Here is a 17,006-nt window from a genome sequence, read left to right on the forward strand (position 1 = left end):
TAGCATGATGCGATGAAGACGCTGTACCTGCGCAATGTGCCTGATGACGTCGTCGAGCGACTCGAGCGCCTCGCCGAACTCGCCAAGACGTCGGTGTCCGCGGTTGCTGTGCGTGAGCTCGCCGAGGCTTCTCGCCGCGCCGACAATCCGGCGCTTCTTGGGGATCTGCCCGATATCGGCATCGACACGACCGAACTGGTCGGTGGTATCGACGCCGAGCGCGCCGGTCGATGATCGTCGTTGACGCCTCGGCCGCGCTGGCTGCGCTGCTCAACGATGGACAAGCTCGACAATTGATCGCTGCCGAGCGCCTGCATGTCCCGCATCTGGTCGATTCGGAAATCGCGAGCGGGCTCCGCAGGCTGGTGCAGCGGGATCGGCTGGGCGCGGCAGACGGATGGCGGGCCCTCCAAACGTGGCGCCGCCTCGCCGTGACGCGTTATCCGGTGGTGGGCCTTTTCGAGCGTATCTGGGAAATCCGCGCGAACCTGTCAGCATACGACGCCAGCTATGTGGCCTTGGCGGAAGCCCTGAACTGTGAGCTCGTCACAGCGGATCTGCGGCTCAGCAACACCGGCCAAGCCCGGTGCCCGATTACCGTTGTGCCCAGGTAGCAGTGGGACGGATGTTCGAGGATCCGTATATCACAACGCGATAGGTCCTGTTGACTCAAGGGAAGCGCGGGGCGCCGTCGGCGGTTCGTCTCGTCGAAATGCGACAACAACGCCGTGCGCGGCACATCCCAGTTTGTGAGACACTGTGCGCGTGCCCTCGCAGTGGACGATCTCATCCCGGGTAACGGTAGCCTGGAACATCGTCGGCTACCTCCTGTATGCGGCCCTGGCTTTTGTCGGCGGGTTTGCGGTTTGGTTCTCCTTATTCTTCGCGATGGCCACCGATGGTTGTCACGACTCAGCTTGCGACGCAAGCTATCACGTGTTCCCGGCCATGGTCACCATGTGGATCGGAGTTGGCGCGGTCTTGCTGCTCACCTTGGTGGTCATGGTTCGCAACTCGTCGCGAGGCAACGTCGTGATCGGCTGGCCTTTTGTCGGGCTGTTGGCGCTTGGCCTTGTCTACGTGGCTGCCGATGCGGTCTTGCACTGATTGACGTGGGGTTCTGCGTCAGTACGCGTCGCGGGTTCGGCCGCCGGGGGATCCGTACAGGTACGGGTAGTGCACGTCGGGGTCGTTGGCCGGTCGCATGTTCAGCGGTGGCGGCGCGGTGCGCCAGGCGGCCGGGAGATGGCAACCGGTGTTGTAGGAGTAGCCGAGTGGGCCGCGGTTGTCGCCATTGACGAGGTTTATCGTGACGCCGTCGTCGCGGATTTGAGAATAATTCGGGGCGCCCAGCGGCTGTGGCGGGTCGCCGGGTACCGAGTCGTTGGGCCGAAAACCCGCCGCCTTGAACACCGGGGCTAGCTCGGTGACAATTTGCAGCCATTGCTGCGGAGTGGGCGCTGGACGGCCAAAGAAATGATCGCTTTCCTCTTGCCGACCGATGGTGCGGGTGAACGGGTCGTTGCAGCCGCCTGGTGGATGGCCGGTCGCCAGACTCGAAAACTGTGTCTGAGGTGAATATTTCGCGATCATCGCTCTGATGGTGGCGTCGAGGTTGGCGAGCTGCTGCTGGACGGTCTCAAGATCGGGCCGTCCGTTGACGATTTTCTGCCGGCGGTCCAGCTCGCCCCGCCCGGGATTGGCGTATGGGTCGAACGTATTGGGTTTGATACACCCGGCCAGCAGTGCGGCGATGCCGAGGAGCGCCGCGGTCAGGCTGCGGGATAGTCGCTTCATGGATGATAGTCCGGGTTGGGTATTGGCAATCCGAACGGGCCGGGCCCACTGGGAATCGTCGGTGGCGGCAGCACAGGGGGTTTGATGAGGTCGTCGGGCAATCCCGCCAGCACGGCGGCCATGTTGTAGCCACTCATCCGAAGCTGATCATTGTCTCCGTTACGCGCGTACTCAGAGTGTCCGTATGCTCGCTCGTGAAGTCGGCCGTCGCCCAAGACCGGGCCGGGCGCCAAACCGGTGTTGACCGACAGTTGTGTCATGCCGGGTACGTCCTGGGGTGCGGAGCCGAATGCGCCGAATTCGGGGATGGTATCGGCGACATGGTCGTTGACGCCGATCATGTAGAAGGCATGCCCTGGCTCAACACCCAGCTGCGACGCGTGCGTGAGCTCCGTGCCCGGTGAACCGTACAAAACGACGTCGCTGACCGGTGCCCCCTGCTGCAACGCCAAACTGGTCACCAGGGATCCGTAGGAATGCCCGAACGCGGTGATGTGCTGATCGCTGACATTCGTGGTAGCGGCCAAGCCTTTGTAGAAGCGGTTCAACGGCCCCGCGGCATCGCGAGCCGACCAGTCGTGCATCACGTCTTTGAGGCCGTCCGGCGCGTCATAGCCCAGCCACGCAATGGATGCCACCGCATCGTAATTCGGCAATCCGGCTCGTTCCCTCAGCTCGGCCGCTTTACCACGCTGAATTCCAGCTTCCTTGACCATGTCCCCAACGCTCGAACTGACCCTAGTGTTGAGGCCGCCCACCGTGACGCCGACGCGTTCGGCGTTGTCGACGTCGCCAACTCCCACCGCAGCCAACACCTTCCGCGGATCACTGACGGCGTCCAGCAGGATCAGGCTGGCTCCTCTGTTGGCAGGATCGGCCAGCGTGCGCTGCAAAGCCTGCAGATCGGCCAGCTTGTCGGGGTTGGTGTGCCACACCCCGTTGCCGTCCAACCAGCCGTTCTGCAGCCGGGCGAGTTCTCGTTGCAGCACTGGCAGATTCAGTTCGTTGCGAACGGCGATGGGGATGCCGTCGCGGTTGCGCAGGGCATTGGGGAACCACTGCTTGACCCGATCCTGCTGGCCCGGTGTCAGCGAATGCCACCACCGCTTGACCTGCTCGGGGTCGCTGCCCCGGGGCGGCAGCTGCGGCATTGTGGGTGGCTGATGGCTGAGTTGGGCATTGACCTGCTCGGGTGACAAGTCCCCGGCGGCTCCCCGAATCGCCGCGGCCAGATCTTCATCGGCGGTCTCGGCGTCGGCCAGCAGACGTTTGATGCCCTCCGTCAACCGGATTGCGGTGTTGAGGATGGCCTGCTGATCGGCCGGGGAATACGACGACAAGTCGGGTGGTGGCAACGCCGTACCGGTCGCGTCGTCGATCATCAGGTGATAGCCCCGCGCGGCATCGCGGATCAGTTGTAGCCGCATCTTGATCGCGGTGACCTCATCGGCCGCCTTCTCCGCGGCCCGCGCGACCGCTTCACACGCGCCGGCATGGTCATCGAGCAGCACTGTTGTGTGATGGGTTGCCACCTGTGCCGCCTCCGCGGCCGCACCGCCAAAGTCGAGCAGCCGCATGGTGTCACGCAGCGCCGCCGAGGCGGTGTGCGTGCCGTGCGCGCGATTGATCGCGGCCTGAAACACCGTCCTGATCGCTGTGGGATCCCAGCGCTCAATGTCAGCTAACGTCAACGCCATCGTATCGGGCGCTTCCACCGCCTGCCGGATAAACCGCGGCCAGTGCCGCGGCGTTGTGTTCCTCCATCTCGGCGAACCCGACCGCGGCCAGATGCATGCCGTAAGAATGGTCCCCGATGCGGGCCGCGTGGGCGGTGCTGGCCTCCACCCAGCTTTCCAGCAATCCCGACAGCGCGCCCGCCGACGAACCTACCCATCCCGGCCGCGCGCCCTCGGCCGCACCCAAACAGCAGTGGTGTGACGTCAGCAAAGACTCGCCGTGGTCAGCCAGCTGATAACCGACCTGAGACAGGACTTCAGGAATCGCCCGCAACGTTTCTGCCATACCAACTCGCTTCCACACGAACCGAACCTTCGGCGGAGTATGGCACACGAGCACATTGCGGGCGATTCACCCGCATCGAGCTGACCGGGCGGCGCACCTTGCTATTTGCGGCTATTTGCGCGGTTTGCGTGGTTTGCGGGGCTTGCGCTTGATGCCCACATCACCCCACAGCGAGAAGCCGCGGATCCTCACCGTCGGCGCGCCACGGGTGCCCTCCCCGACCACCTTGCGGTCGAAGCCGCCCATCACTCGGTGACCGTGGATCTCCACATTGACTTCGGGTGGCAGCAGAATCGTCTGCGCCCCCATGATCGAGTACGCACGGATGTCCACCTCGGTCGAGGTGAAGTCGGCGTAGCGCAGATCCAGCACCCCGCTGCCCCACAAGGTGAACGTGGTCAGCTTCTTCGGCACGTTCCAGCGGCCGCGTCGTTCGAATCCGCCCAGTAGCGCCAGCAGCAGCGTGGACGGCGCCGGATTGCATTCGCCACCCCTGCGCGGGCCTATCGCCGCCCCCGGCAGATCGGCCCGTAGCCGATCCAGCTCCTGGTAGGTGGTTGCCGCATAGGCCCGCGCCAGCCGGTCTTCATAATCGGTCAGCTGCAGGCGGCCCTGCTCGGCCGCGTAGGCCAGCAACTGCGCAATCTGTATCCGGTCGGTGTCCGACGCACGCGCGGACTCGTCGCGCGAGTTCCTCGCGTCACGCTGCGCTGAGTTGCTCATCGTCCACGAGCCTACGACGTCAAGATTTTGCTTCAAGAGGTGTTGGCGAAACTGCAAATGTTGCCAGGTTCGACTCTTTAGATAGCCCACCCCCAGTGGGGTGGGATATCATGAACGGGTGAGGGATAGGGGCAAGCCATGAACAAGGAATTGACCGCAAAGAAGCGCGCGGCGCTGAACCGGCTGAAGACGGTTCGGGGCCATCTTGACGGAATCGTTCGGATGCTGGAGTCCGACGCCTACTGCGTGGACGTGATGAAGCAGATTTCAGCGGTTCAGTCCTCGCTGGAGCGGGCCAACCGGGTGATGCTGCACAACCACTTGGAGACGTGCTTTTCCACGGCGGTGCTGGATGGTCATGGGCAAGCGGCCATCGAAGAGCTCATTGATGCCGTCAAATTCACGCCGGCGCTGACCGGTCCACACGCGCGGCTCGGCGGTGCCGCGGTCGGCGAGTCGGCCACCGAGGAGCCGATGCCGGATGCCAGCAACATGTGACGAGCGCCGGACTCCGGTGTTTCTCGGGACAACGACATACGAAAGGAGCATCCGCGATGGTGTGGCATGGATTCCTAGCGAAGGCGGTACCCACCGTGGTCACCGGCGCGGTGGGGGTCGCGGCGTATGAGGCGCTGCGCAAGGTGGTGGTGAAGGCTCCGCTGCGGGCGGCAACCGTGTCCGTTGCCGCCTGGGGCATACGCTTAGCACGTGAAGCCGAGCGCAAGGCCGGGGAGAGCGCCGAGCAAGCTCGACTGATGTTCGCCGACGTGCTAGCCGAAGCCAGCGAGCGCGCCGGGGAAGAAGTTCCACCACTGGCGGTGGCGGGTTCGGACGACGGTCATGACCACTGACGTTCTTTCTGACACCGACGTCTCGCTGAAGGTGGTCTCCAACGCGTCGGGGCGGATGCGCGTGTGCGTCACCGGGTTCAATGTCGATGCGGTTCGGGCCGTCGCGATCGAGGAGACGGTCTCCCAAGTGACCGGGGTGCACGCCGTGCACGCCTATCCGCGAACGGCGTCGGTGGTGATCTGGTACTCGCCAGAGCTCGGTGACACCGCCGCCGTGCTGTCGGCGATCGCCGAAGCGCGGCACGTCCCGGAAGAATTGGTGCCCGCCCGTGCCCCGCACTCAGCGGGTGTGCGCGGCGTGGGCGTGGTGCGGAAAATCACCGGCGGGATCCGCCGCATGCTAAGTCGCCCGCCGGGCGTCGACAAGCCCCTGAAGGCGTCGCGTTGCGGCGGCCGCCCGCGCGGGCCGGTCCGCGGGAGCGCCTCGTGGCCGGGCGAGCAGAACCGGCGCGAGCGGCGGACGTGGTTGCCGCGGGTGTGGTTGGCCTTGCCGTTGGGGCTACTGGCGCTGGGTTCGTCAATGTTCTTCGGTGCTTACCCGTGGGCGGGGTGGCTGGCCTTCGCCGCGACGCTGCCGGTGCAATTCGTGGCCGGGTGGCCGATTCTGCGGGGGGCGGTGCAACAGGCGCGGGCGTTGACCTCGAACATGGACACGCTGATCGCGCTGGGTACGCTGACCGCGTTTGTCTACTCCACGTATCAGTTGTTTGCCGGTGGACCTCTGTTCTTCGACACCTCGGCGCTGATCATCACGTTCGTGGTGTTGGGCCGCCATCTCGAGGCCAGAGCAACCGGAAAAGCGTCCGAGGCGATCAGCAAGCTGCTGGAGCTGGGCGCCAAGGAAGCCACGCTGCTTGTCGACGGCCAAGAGCTCCTGGTGCCGGTCGATCAGGTCCAAGTCGGAGACCTGGTGCGGGTGCGGCCCGGAGAGAAGATCCCGGTCGACGGTGAGGTCACCGATGGGCGCGCCGCCGTCGACGAGTCGATGCTCACCGGCGAATCCGTCCCGGTCGAGAAGACGGCGGGTGACCGCGTTGCCGGCGCAACGGTCAACCTCGACGGGCTGTTGACCGTGCGCGCCACCGCCGTCGGGGCAGACACCGCGCTGGCGCAGATTGTGCGACTGGTCGAGCAGGCACAGGGCGACAAGGCGCCGGTGCAGCGGCTGGCCGACCGGGTTTCGGCGGTGTTTGTCCCGGCCATCATCGGCGTTGCCGTCGCGACCTTTGCGGGATGGACACTGATCGCCGCCAACCCGGTGGCTGGTATGACCGCCGCGGTCGCGGTGCTGATCATCGCGTGCCCGTGTGCGTTGGGCCTGGCTACCCCCACGGCCATCATGGTCGGCACCGGCCGGGGCGCCGAACTGGGGATCCTGGTCAAGGGAGGCGAGGTGCTGGAAGCGTCGAAGAAGATCGACACCGTGGTGTTCGACAAGACCGGCACCCTCACCCGCGCCCGGATGCGGGTGACCGATGTGATTGCCGGCCAGCGGCGCCAGCCTAATCAGGTGCTGCGGCTCGCCGCCGCGGTCGAATCGGGCTCCGAACACCCCATCGGTGCGGCGATCGTTGCCGCTGCACACGAGCGCGGGTTGGCGATACCGGCCGCCAATGCGTTCACCGCCGTCGCCGGGCACGGGGTGCGGGCGCAGGTCAACGGCGGGCCGGTGGTGGTCGGACGGCGCAAGCTCGTCGACGAACAACATTTGGTTCTGCCCGACCACCTCGCTGCGGCGGCCGTGGAGCAGGAAGAGCGCGGCCGCACCGCGGTGTTCGTCGGCCAAGACGGCCAGGTTGTGGGTGTGCTCGCGGTAGCGGACACGGTCAAAGACGACGCCGCGGACGTGGTCGGTCGGCTGCACGCCATGGGGCTACAGGTAGCCATGATCACCGGCGACAACGCCCGCACGGCTGCCGCGATCGCCAAGCAGGTCGGCATCGAGAAGGTGCTGGCCGAGGTGTTGCCGCAGGACAAGGTAGCTGAGGTTCGGCGGCTGCAGGACCAGGGCCGGGTGGTCGCGATGGTGGGTGACGGCGTCAACGACGCGCCCGCCTTGGTACAAGCCGATCTGGGCATTGCGATCGGCACCGGTACCGACGTGGCCATCGAGGCCTCCGACATCACGCTAATGTCCGGCCGGCTCGATGGTGTCGTGCGCGCGATCGAACTCTCCAGGCAGACCCTGCGCACCATCTACCAGAATCTCGGCTGGGCCTTCGGCTACAACACCGCCGCGATCCCACTGGCCGCGCTGGGCGCGCTGAACCCGGTCGTGGCGGGCGCGGCGATGGGGTTCTCCTCGGTCAGCGTGGTGACCAACTCACTGCGGTTACGCCGCTTCGGCCGCGACGGCCGAACCGCATGATCCATGACCTGATGCTTCGTTGGGTGGTTACCGGCCTGTTCGTGCTGACCGCCGCCGAATGTGGTCTGGCAATCATCGCCAAACGCCGACCGTGGACGTTGATCGTCAACCACGGGTTGCATTTCGCAATGGCCGTTGCGATGGCGGTGATGGCCTGGCCGTGGGGCGCACGGGTTCCGACGACGGGACCTGCGGTATTTTTCTTGCTGGCGGCCGTGTGGTTTGGGGCGACGGCCGTCGTTGCGGTCCGCGGGACCGCTACGCGTGGACTGTACGGATATCACGGCTTGATGATGCTGGCCACAGCCTGGATGTATGCCGCCATGAATCCTCGTTTGCTCCCTGTCCACTCGTGCACCGAATACGCCACCGAGCCGGATGGGTCAATGCCGGCTATGGACATGACTGCGATGAACATGCCGCCGAATAGCGGGTCACCCATCTGGTTCAGCGCGGTGAACTGGATCGGTACCGTCGGCTTCGCGGTTGCGGCGGTTTTCTGGGCATGCAGGTTTGTCATGGAGCGGCGGCAGGAGGCGACCCAGTCCAGGTTGCCGGGCAGCATAGGCCAAGCGATGATGGCGGCCGGTATGGCGATGTTGTTCTTCGCCATGCTGTTTCCGGTCTGAGGCAGTTCGCCGCCTGTGTGTCCGAACCGCAAGGTAATTCGGAATAGGCTGTTCCCAACCTCCTGCGTCGTAGGCGGGGGCCCGGCGGGCCTAGTCAGCGGCCCGCATCGTCGCCGGGCTGTGCTGGATGGGCCGGCTCCTCCTCGGGCCGCCTAGTCAGCGGCCCGCATCGTCGCCGGGCTGTGCTGGATGGGCCGGCTCCTCCTCGGGCCGCCTAGTCAGCGGCCCGCATCGTCGCCGGCTGGACCCAGCGGGGCGGACGTTTCTGCAGAAACGCCAGCATGCCCTCACGGGCCTCGTCGGACACGAACAACCGGGCCGACTCCTCGGTGAGCCGCTGCGCGTCGCGGTCGAACCCATCCAACACGGCCGCGGTGGTCAGCGCCTTCGATGCGGCCAGGCCCTGCGGTGAGCCGCGGCCCACGTCGGCGACCAGCGCGGCCACCGCGGCGTCCACGTCGTCGGCCGCCATGGTGATCAGTCCGATGTCGGCGGCTTCGCGGGCGCCGAACTTCTCGCCGGTCAGGTAATAGCGGGCCGCGGCGCGCGGCGAAAGCTTGGGCAGAAGCGTCAGCGAGATGATCGCCGGTGCCACGCCGATCCGTGCCTCGGTCAGCGCGAACGTGCTGTCCGGTCCGGCGACCACCATGTCGCACGCACCGACCAGGCCGAACCCGCCGGCCCGCACATGCCCGTTGATGGCGCCGATCACCGGCAGCGGCGACTCGACGATGGCGCGCAACAGCGCCGTCATTTCCCGCGCCCGCGCCACCGCCATCCGGTACGGATCACCACCACCACCGCCGGCCTCGCTGAGGTCCGCGCCGGCGCAGAACGTTCCGCCGGTATGCCCCAGCACGACCAGCCGCACCGCCGGATCTGCTTCGGCCGCACTCAGCCCTTGATGTAGTTGGCTGACCAGCGTGCTCGACAGCGCGTTGCGGTTGTGCGGAGAGTTCAGTGTCAGCCTGGCGAAGGGGCCGCCGCAGGCGGCCGGGCCAGCGTAGTCGACGGGGCTGTCCATCAGTAGGACCGGGGCAGACCCAGCGATGTCTGCGCAACGAAGTTCAGCACCATCTCGCGGCTGATCGGGGCGATCCGCGCCAAGCGGGCCGAGGTCATCATCGCTGCCACGCCATATTCCTTGGTGAGGCCGTTGCCGCCCATCGACTGTACGGCCTGATCGACCGCGCGGCTGGATGCCTCGGCCGCAGCGTATTTGGCCATGTTGGCCGCCTCGGCCGCACCGAAGTCGTCACCATGGTCGTAGAGTGTGGCGGCTTTCTGGGTCATCAGCTTGGCGAGTTCGACCTCAATGTGGCACTGCGCCAACGGATGTGCCAGGCCCTGGTGCGCGCCGATCGGGGTGGACCACACCTTGCGGGTTTTGACGTAGTCGACGGCCCTGCCGAGTGCGAACCGGCCCATGCCCACCGCGCTAGCCGCACCCATGATGCGCTCGGGGTTCAGGCCCGCGAAAAGCTGTGCGATCGCCGCGTCTTCGGCTCCAACCAGCGCATCGGCGGGTAGCCGGACGTCGTCGAGGAAAACCTGGAACTGGCGTTCGGGGCTGACCAGCTCCATCTCGATCGGGGTGTAGCTGAACCCGGGAGCGTCGGTGGGCACCACGAACAACGCGGGGCGTAGCTTGCCGGTTTTGGCTTCCTCGCTGCGGCCCACGACCAGCACCGCCTGCGCCTGGTCGATGCCAGAAATAAAGACTTTCTGGCCCTTGATGATCCAGTCGCTGCCGTCGCGACGCGCGGTGGTGGTGATCTTGTGTGAGTTGGAGCCGGCGTCGGGCTCGGTGATGGCGAACGCCATGGTCAACGAGCCGTCGGCGATGCCCGGCAACCAGCGCTTCTTCTGATCGTCGGTGCCGAACTTGGCGATGATGGTTCCGTTGATGGCCGGTGACACCACCATCAGCAGCAGCGCCGAGCCGGCGGCGGCCATCTCCTCCATCACCAGCGACAGTTCGTACATGCCTGCGCCGCCGCCGCCGTACTCTTCGGGCAGATTCACCCCCAAAAAACCGAGTTTGCCTGCCTCGGCCCATAACTCGCTGGTGTGTTCGTGTTTGCGCGCCTTGTCCAGGTAGTACTCGTGGCCATAGTTGGCCACCCACGAGGCCACCGCCTTGCGCAGCGCCTGACGTTCCTCGCTTTCGATAAAGCTGGCGTCTGTCACGGTGAATCTCCTTCTGCTGGGCCATTTTGAGGTGCTTCTACTCGTGCGAGAATGGCGCCTACTTCGACCTGTTGACCCGTGTTGACGCTGACGTGGGTGAGCACGCCGTCGGCAGGCGCGGCGATGGTGTGTTCCATCTTCATGGCCTCCAGCCAGATCAACGGCTGACCGGCCGTGACCGTGTCGCCAACCTCGGCGCCGATCCGGATGACGTTGCCGGGCATGGGGGCCACCAGCGAGCCTTGCTCGACGGCCGAGCTCGGCTCGGGGAAGCGTGACAGTGCCACCAGGTGAACGGGTCCGCGCGCCGAGTCGACGTAGACGTCGGGGCCGTGGCGGGCAACCGTGAAGCCGTGTGCGACCCCGTCCTGGGCGAGCACCACCTGGTCCACGTCAGCCGAGACCAGCTGTACCACCGGATCGCCGGGAAGCGCCAGACCCGTTCTGGTGAACCGGTATTCGACGCGGTGTTCGGTGTCCGCGTCGTCACGATAGGTCTTGACCTGATAGCCCGAGGCCAGGTTGCGCCAGCCGCTGGGAATCGAGCTGAACACGCCCGCGCTCGCCCGATTGTGCTCGGCGTCGGCCAGCGCGGCGGCGATCGCCGACAACCGGAGGGTCGCGGTGTCGGCCAGCGGTGTCGACAACTTGGCCATGCCGTGCGTGTCGAAAAACCCGGTGTCGGTGGCGCCGTCGAGGAACGCCGGATGACGCAGCACGTTGACCAAGAGCTCACGGTTGGTGCGCAGACCGTGCAGCCGGGCGCGTACCAGCGCATCGGCCAACACAAGCGCGGCCTGCCGGCGGGTGGCACCGTAGGAGACGACCTTGGCCAGCATTGGGTCGTAGTGGATCGACACTGTGGAACCGTCGACGATCCCGGAATCCAGCCGGATGCCGGTCCGCTGTCCCAACGAGTCGAACTGCGCCCGAACCCCCGGAACCTCAATCGTGTGCATCACGCCTGCCTGTGGCTGCCAGCCATGCGCGGGATCCTCGGCGTAGAGGCGGGCCTCGATCGAATATCCCTGGGCGGGGGGAGGTTCGGTGTCGAGTCGCCCGCAGTCGGCAATCATGAGCTGCAGTTCGACCAGATCCAGCCCGGTGGTCTCTTCGGTGACCGGGTGCTCGACCTGTAGCCGGGTGTTCATCTCCAGGAAGTAGAACTCACCTTCCCGGCCAGGTGAGTCATCGGCGAGGAACTCCACCGTGCCTGCCCCGGTGTAGCCGATCGCGCTGGCCGCCAGCCGGGCCGCGTCGAACAGCTTGGCCCGCATCCCCGGTACGCGTTCCACCAGCGGCGACGGTGCCTCTTCGATGATCTTCTGGTGGCGGCGCTGAATCGAGCATTCCCGTTCCCCGACCGCCCACACGGTGCCATGGGTGTCGGCCATGACTTGCACTTCGACGTGGTGCCCGGTGGGCAGGTAGCGCTCGCAGAATACGGTTGGGTCGCCGAACGCGGATTGGGCTTCACGTCGCGCGGCTTCGACTTCGGCCGGCAGGGCCGATAATTCGTGAACCACTCGCATGCCGCGACCGCCACCGCCCGCCGACGCCTTCACCAGCACCGGCAGCTGCGCGGTGGTGACGGCGTCGGGGTCGAGTTCCTCGAGCACCGGCACTCCGGCGGCGGCCATCAGCTTCTTGGACTCGATTTTGGAGCCCATCGCGCGCACCGCGTCCACCGGTGGCCCGACCCAGGTTAGGCCGGCCTCCTGCACGGCGGCCGCGAATTCGGCGTTCTCCGAGAGGAATCCGTAGCCGGGATGCACCGCGTCGGCTCCGGCTGCCTGCGCGGCCGCGATGATCGCCTCGGCGTTCAGATAGTCGGTGGTCTGCGGCAGCCGGACCCGGGCGTCGGCCTCGGCGACATGCGGTGCCGCGGCATCCGGGTCTGTGTAGACGGCGACGGTGCCGAGACCCAGCCGGCGGCAGGTGGCGAACACCCGCCGGGCGATCTCGCCGCGGTTAGCAACCAATACTCGAGTGATTCCCATCAGCATCACATCCGGAAGACGCCGAAGTTCGACGTCCCCTTGATCGGGCCATTGGCGATGGCGGACAAACACATTCCCAGCACGGTGCGGGTGTCGCGCGGGTCGATCACCCCGTCGTCGTAAAGCATCCCGGACAGCACCAACGGTAGCGACTCGGCTTCGATCTGGCCCTCGACGGCGGCCCGCATCGCCGCGTCGGCGGCTTCGTCGACTTGCTGCCCGCGGGCTTCGGCTGCCGCCCGGGCCACGATGGACAGCACGCCCGACAGCTGGGCGCCGCCCATCACCGCGGACTTGGCGCTGGGCCAGGCGAATAGGAAGCGCGGGTCGTAGGCGCGCCCGCACATGCCGTAGTGCCCGGCGCCGTAGGACGCGCCGATCAGCAGCGAGATGTGCGGGACGGTCGAGTTGGACACGGCGTTGATCATCATCGAGCCATGCTTGATCATCCCGCCTTCCTCGTAGTCCTTGCCCACCATGTAGCCGGTGGTGTTGTGCAAGAACAACAGCGGCGTGTCGGCCCGGTTGGCCAGCTGGATGAACTGGGTGGCCTTCTGTGATTCCTCGCTGAACAGCACGCCGCGGGCGTTGGCCAGGATGCCCAGCGGATAGCCGTGCAACCGAGCCCAGCCGGTCACCAGAGACGACCCGTACAGCGGCTTGAATTCGTCGAACTCGGAGCCATCGACGATGCGGGCGATCACCTCGCGCGGGTCGAATGGGATGCGCAGATCCGGGGGCACGATGCCGATTAGCTCCTCGGCGTCGAACAGCGGCTCGGTCACCGGAGCGGGTGCGGGTCCCTGTTTGATCCAGTTCAGTCGCGCCACGATGCGGCGTCCGATGCGGATCGCGTCGAGCTCGTCGAGCGCAAAATAGTCGGCCAAACCCGATATGCGGGCGTGCATTTCGGCGCCGCCCAGCGACTCGTCGTCGGACTCTTCGCCGGTGGCCATCCTCACTAGCGGCGGGCCGGCCAAAAACACCTTGGAGCGTTCCTTGATCATCACCACGTGATCGGACATGCCGGGGACGTAGGCACCGCCCGCGGTGGAGTTGCCGAAAACCAGCGCAATGGTCGGGATCCCGGCCGCCGACAGCCGGGTCAGGTCGCGGAACATCTGTCCGCCGGGGATGAAAATCTCTTTCTGGGTGGGCAGATCGGCCCCGCCGGATTCCACCAGCGAAATGACGGGAAGCCGGTTTTCGAAGGCGATCTGGTTGGCCCGCAGTATCTTTCGCAGCGTCCACGGATTGCTGGTGCCGCCCTTGACCGTCGGGTCGTTGGCGACGATCATGCATTCCACGCCGCAGACCGCGCCGATGCCGGTGACCAGGCTGGCGCCGATCTGGAAGTTGCTGCCGTAGGCGGCCAGCGGGCTCAGCTCCAGGAACGGGGAGTCCGGGTCGACGAGCAGCTCGATGCGTTCCCGTGGTGTCAGCTTGCCGCGGGCGTGGTGCCGGTCGACGTATTTGGGGCCACCGCCGGCGAGCGCCTTGGCCAGTTCGGCGTTGATCTCGTCGAGCTTGCCGCTCATCGTCGCGGCCGCCTCGTCGTAGGCGGAAGCGTTCGGGTCCAGTGTGGATTGCAGCACGGTCACGATTGATACCCCAGGGTTTTGGCGGCCAAAGCGGTCAGTATTTCGGTGGTGCCGCCTCCGATACCGAGGATTCGCATGTCCCGGTATTGGCGTTCGACTTCGGATTCGGCCATGTAACCCATGCCGCCGAACAGCTGTACGGCCTGGTTGGCAACCCACTCCCCGGCCTGCACGGCGGTGTTCTTGGCGAAACACACCTGCGCGATCAGGTCGGTCTCGCCGGCGAGCTGGCGTTCCACCACATGGTGCGCATAGACCCGGGCGACGTCGATGCGGCGGGCCATCTCGGCCAGCGTGTTCTGCACCGACTGGCGTGAAATCAGCGGCCGACCGAACGTCTCGCGGTCCCGGCACCACTGCGCGGTGAGGTCCAGGCACCGCTGGGCGCTCGAATACGCCTGGGCGGCAAGGCCGATGCGCTCGGAAACAAATGCCCGGGCGATCTGGGTGAAGCCGCTGTTCTCGGCGCCCACGAGGTTAGTCGCCGGCACGGCCACGTCGGTGTAGCACAGCTCGGCGGTATCCGAGGAACGCCAGCCCATCTTGTCCAGCTTGCGGGTCACCTCAAAGCCGGGGGTGTCCTTTTCCACCACCAGCAGCGAAACCCCGGCGGCACCGGGTCCACCGGTTCGCACCGCGGTGACCACGTAGTCGGCCCGCACGCCGGAGGTGATGTAGGTCTTGGCGCCGTTGATCACGTAATGGTCGCCGTCCCGTACCGCGCTGGTCCGTAGATGCCCGACGTCGGAGCCGCCGCCGGGTTCGGTGATGGCCAGCGCGCCGATCTTCTCCCCGGCCAAGGTGGGCCGCACGTACGTGGCGATCAGCCGTTCGTCGCCGGATGCGACCATGTGCGGTACGGCGATACCGCAGGTGAACAGGGACGCATACACCCCGCCCGGGGCGCCGGCCTGGTGCATCTCCTCGCAGATGATGACGGGGTCGGCGCCGTCACCGCCGCCACCACCGACCGCCTCGGGAAAGCCGGCGCCCAGCAGCCCGGCGGCCCCGGCGAGCCGGTGCAGGCCGCGGGGCAACTCGCCGATCCTTTCCCACTCGTCGACGTGCGGCAGGATCTCGCGCTCGGCAAAGGCGCGCACCGTTTTTCGCAGCTGTTGGCGCTCCGGTGTGGTCCAGATGTTCACAACAGGGTCTCCGGGACGTCGACGTGGCGGCTGCGCAGCCACTCACCCAGTCCCTTGGCCTGCGGGTCGAAGCGGGCCTGGTAGGCGACGCCCTGGCCGAGGATTGCCTCGATGACGAAGTTCAGTGCCCGCAGATTCGGCAGCACGTGACGGGTGACGACCAGGCCTGCCGTTTCTGGCAGCAGCTCCTTGAGTAGCTCGACGGTCAGAGTGTGCGCCAGCCAGCGCCACTGCTCGTCGGTGCGTACCCACACGCCGACGTTGGCCGATCCGCCCTTGTCGCCGCTGCGGGCGCCAGCGATCAGGCCCAGCGGTACGCGCCGGGTCGGGCCAGCCGGCAGCGGGTCGGGCAGCGCCGGGGGATCTGCCGGCGCCAGCTCCAACGTCTCAGTGGCGCAGGGAATCTCGGTGCGGGTGCCGTCGGCGTGCACGGCGATGTGCGCCACCTTGCCGGCGTCGACGTAGCCGGGGGTGAACACGCCATACACCTGGCCGTCACCGGGCGGGGTGGTGGCGGTGAACCCCGGGTAGCTGGCCAGCGCCAATTCGACCGCGGCCGAGGAGAATTGCCGACCCACATTGGCGGGGTCGGGATCGCGGGCGACGCAGGTGAGCAGCGCGCTGGCGGTTTCTTCGGTGTCGGCGTCGGGGTGGTCGGTGCGGGCCAGCGTCCATTGCAGCTCAGCGGGTTTGACGGTCAGCGCGGCCTCGAGCTGGCGTCGCACCAAGTCGGCCTTGGCATCGATGTCCAGGCCGGTCAGCACGAATGTCATGGCGTTGCGGAAGCCGCCGATGCTGTTCAGCGACACCTTGTAGGTCGGCGGCGGCGGTTCGCCGATCACGCCGCTAATGCGCACTCGATCCGGCCCGTCGGGCGACAGTTCGACGCTGTCCATCCGGGCCGTCACATCCGGGTTGGCATACCGAGCGCCCGTGATCTCGTAGAGCAGCTGCGCGGTGATGGTGTCGACGCTGACCAGGCCGCCGGTGCCGTGGTGCTTGGTGATCACCGACGAGCCGTCGGCAGCGATCTCGGCCAGCGGGAAGCCGGCGTGAGTGAGGTCGCCTATCTCGGTGAAGAACGCGTAGTTGCCGCCGGTGGCCTGGACTCCGCATTCGATCACGTGCCCGGCCACCACGGCGCCGGCCAGTCGGTGGTAGTCGGTGCGGCCCCAGCCGAAGTGCGCGGCCGCCGCCCCGACGACCACCGAGGCGTCGGTGACCCGGCCGGTGACCACGACGTCGGCGCCGCGCTCGAAGCAGTCGACGATGCCCCATGCGCCCAGGTAGGCGTTGGCCGTCAGTGGCGTCCCCAGCCCCAGTTCGGCCGCCCGTGGTTGCAGGTCGTCGCCTTCCACGTGGGCGACCTGCGCCGGAATGCCCAGGCGCGCGGCCAGCGCCCGCACCGCGTTGGCCAGCCCGGCGGGGTTCAGGCCACCGGCGTTGGTGACGATGCGCACCCCGCGGTCATGGGCCAGGCCCAGGCAGTCCTCGAGCTGGGCCAGGAAGGTCTTCGCGTAGCCGCGATCGGGGTTTTTCATGCGGTCGCGACCGAGAATCAACATGGTCAGCTCGGCCAGGTAGTCGCCGGTGAGATAGTCCAGCTCGCCGCCGGTCAGCATCTCGCGCATGGCGGAGAGGCGGTCGCCGTAGAAGCCCGAGCAGTTTCCGATACGCACG

At 66.7% G+C, this 17,006-nt stretch carries 16 protein-coding genes and 1 pseudogene; 7 read left to right on the forward strand and 10 right to left on the reverse strand.

Going from position 1 to position 17,006, the window contains the following annotated elements; translation table 11 throughout:
* Window positions 1-12: 12 nt before the first annotated feature.
* The 3 genes from MCAN_RS05045 to MCAN_RS05055 all read left to right on the forward strand — a co-directional run bounded on the left by MCAN_RS05045 (window position 13) and on the right by MCAN_RS05055 (window position 1,107).
* Window positions 13-234, forward strand: coding sequence for an antitoxin VapB9 (locus MCAN_RS05045; RefSeq protein WP_015287965.1), 222 nt, complete (start codon window positions 13-15; stop codon window positions 232-234).
* On the forward strand, window positions 231-614 hold the full coding sequence (locus MCAN_RS05050; protein ID WP_014000524.1) for a type II toxin-antitoxin system VapC family toxin: 384 nt from the start codon (window positions 231-233) through the stop codon (window positions 612-614). Before MCAN_RS05045 ends, MCAN_RS05050 begins: the two co-directional genes overlap by 4 nt.
* 145 nt (window positions 615-759) lie before the next feature.
* The gene (locus MCAN_RS05055; protein WP_014000525.1) at window positions 760-1,107 is read left to right on the forward strand and encodes a hypothetical protein; all 348 of its coding nucleotides are present in this window, start codon (window positions 760-762) and stop codon (window positions 1,105-1,107) included.
* An 18-nt stretch (window positions 1,108-1,125) separates the two neighbouring features.
* Here the strand turns inward: MCAN_RS05055 and MCAN_RS05060 are convergent, their stop codons facing one another.
* From MCAN_RS05060 to MCAN_RS05080, 4 genes and pseudogenes are all read right to left on the reverse strand, one after another.
* Window positions 1,126-1,797, reverse strand: coding sequence for an LppA family lipoprotein (locus MCAN_RS05060; protein ID WP_014000526.1), 672 nt, complete (start codon window positions 1,795-1,797; stop codon window positions 1,126-1,128).
* Window positions 1,794-3,512: an alpha/beta hydrolase family protein gene (locus tag MCAN_RS21115; RefSeq protein ID WP_015287966.1), complete on the reverse strand. Its 1,719-nt coding sequence runs from the start codon at window positions 3,510-3,512 to the stop codon at window positions 1,794-1,796. The genes MCAN_RS05060 and MCAN_RS21115 overlap by 4 nt, the downstream gene beginning before the upstream one ends.
* Window positions 3,475-3,895, reverse strand: a pseudogene (locus MCAN_RS05075) (hypothetical protein). Before MCAN_RS05075 ends, MCAN_RS21115 begins: the two are co-directional and overlap by 38 nt.
* A gap of 35 nt (window positions 3,896-3,930) precedes the next feature.
* Complete coding sequence (locus MCAN_RS05080; protein WP_014000529.1) at window positions 3,931-4,542, reverse strand: DUF1707 SHOCT-like domain-containing protein; 612 nt, start codon at window positions 4,540-4,542, stop codon at window positions 3,931-3,933.
* Between the two features lie 138 nt (window positions 4,543-4,680).
* Between MCAN_RS05080 and csoR the strand changes: the two genes are divergently transcribed.
* From csoR to MCAN_RS05100, 4 genes are read left to right on the forward strand one after another with little or no spacing between them, the layout of a single operon-like run.
* Window positions 4,681-5,040: a copper-sensing transcriptional repressor CsoR gene (csoR, locus tag MCAN_RS05085; RefSeq protein ID WP_014000530.1), complete on the forward strand. Its 360-nt coding sequence runs from the start codon at window positions 4,681-4,683 to the stop codon at window positions 5,038-5,040.
* 56 nt (window positions 5,041-5,096) lie between these two features.
* A complete protein-coding gene (locus tag MCAN_RS05090) occupies window positions 5,097-5,393 on the forward strand; it encodes a DUF1490 family protein (RefSeq protein ID WP_014000531.1) in 297 nt (98 codons plus the stop codon).
* Window positions 5,394-5,448: 55 nt separating this feature from the next.
* Window positions 5,449-7,761, forward strand: a complete 2,313-nt coding sequence (locus tag MCAN_RS05095) for a copper-translocating P-type ATPase (RefSeq protein ID WP_014000532.1) — start codon at window positions 5,449-5,451, stop codon at window positions 7,759-7,761.
* A complete protein-coding gene (locus MCAN_RS05100) occupies window positions 7,758-8,390 on the forward strand; it encodes a DUF5134 domain-containing protein (protein WP_014000533.1) in 633 nt (210 codons plus the stop codon). Before MCAN_RS05095 ends, MCAN_RS05100 begins: the two co-directional genes overlap by 4 nt.
* Before the next feature lie 214 nt (window positions 8,391-8,604).
* Here MCAN_RS05100 and MCAN_RS05105 read toward each other — a convergent pair whose 3' ends face one another.
* Genes MCAN_RS05105 through MCAN_RS05130 form a run of 6 tightly spaced genes read right to left on the reverse strand, consistent with a single transcriptional unit; the run spans window position 8,605 to window position 17,005 of the window.
* On the reverse strand, window positions 8,605-9,414 hold the full coding sequence (locus MCAN_RS05105) for an enoyl-CoA hydratase family protein (RefSeq protein WP_014000534.1): 810 nt from the start codon (window positions 9,412-9,414) through the stop codon (window positions 8,605-8,607).
* Window positions 9,414-10,580, reverse strand: coding sequence for an acyl-CoA dehydrogenase family protein (locus MCAN_RS05110; protein WP_014000535.1), 1,167 nt, complete (start codon window positions 10,578-10,580; stop codon window positions 9,414-9,416). Before MCAN_RS05110 ends, MCAN_RS05105 begins: the two co-directional genes overlap by 1 nt.
* Window positions 10,577-12,580 (reverse strand): acetyl/propionyl/methylcrotonyl-CoA carboxylase subunit alpha, encoded by a 2,004-nt coding sequence (locus tag MCAN_RS05115; RefSeq protein ID WP_014000536.1) that lies wholly within the window; start codon window positions 12,578-12,580, stop codon window positions 10,577-10,579. Before MCAN_RS05115 ends, MCAN_RS05110 begins: the two co-directional genes overlap by 4 nt.
* A gap of 5 nt (window positions 12,581-12,585) precedes the next feature.
* Complete coding sequence (locus tag MCAN_RS05120; RefSeq protein WP_014000537.1) at window positions 12,586-14,175, reverse strand: acyl-CoA carboxylase subunit beta; 1,590 nt, start codon at window positions 14,173-14,175, stop codon at window positions 12,586-12,588.
* A 2-nt stretch (window positions 14,176-14,177) separates the two neighbouring features.
* Window positions 14,178-15,326: an acyl-CoA dehydrogenase family protein gene (locus MCAN_RS05125; protein WP_003898670.1), complete on the reverse strand. Its 1,149-nt coding sequence runs from the start codon at window positions 15,324-15,326 to the stop codon at window positions 14,178-14,180.
* On the reverse strand, window positions 15,323-17,005 hold the full coding sequence (locus MCAN_RS05130) for an acyclic terpene utilization AtuA family protein (RefSeq protein ID WP_014000538.1): 1,683 nt from the start codon (window positions 17,003-17,005) through the stop codon (window positions 15,323-15,325). Before MCAN_RS05130 ends, MCAN_RS05125 begins: the two co-directional genes overlap by 4 nt.
* Between the last annotated feature and the right edge of the window lies 1 nt (window position 17,006).

It is taken from the genome of Mycobacterium canetti CIPT 140010059 (genome assembly GCF_000253375.1).
Taxonomy (GTDB): domain Bacteria; phylum Actinomycetota; class Actinomycetes; order Mycobacteriales; family Mycobacteriaceae; genus Mycobacterium; species Mycobacterium tuberculosis.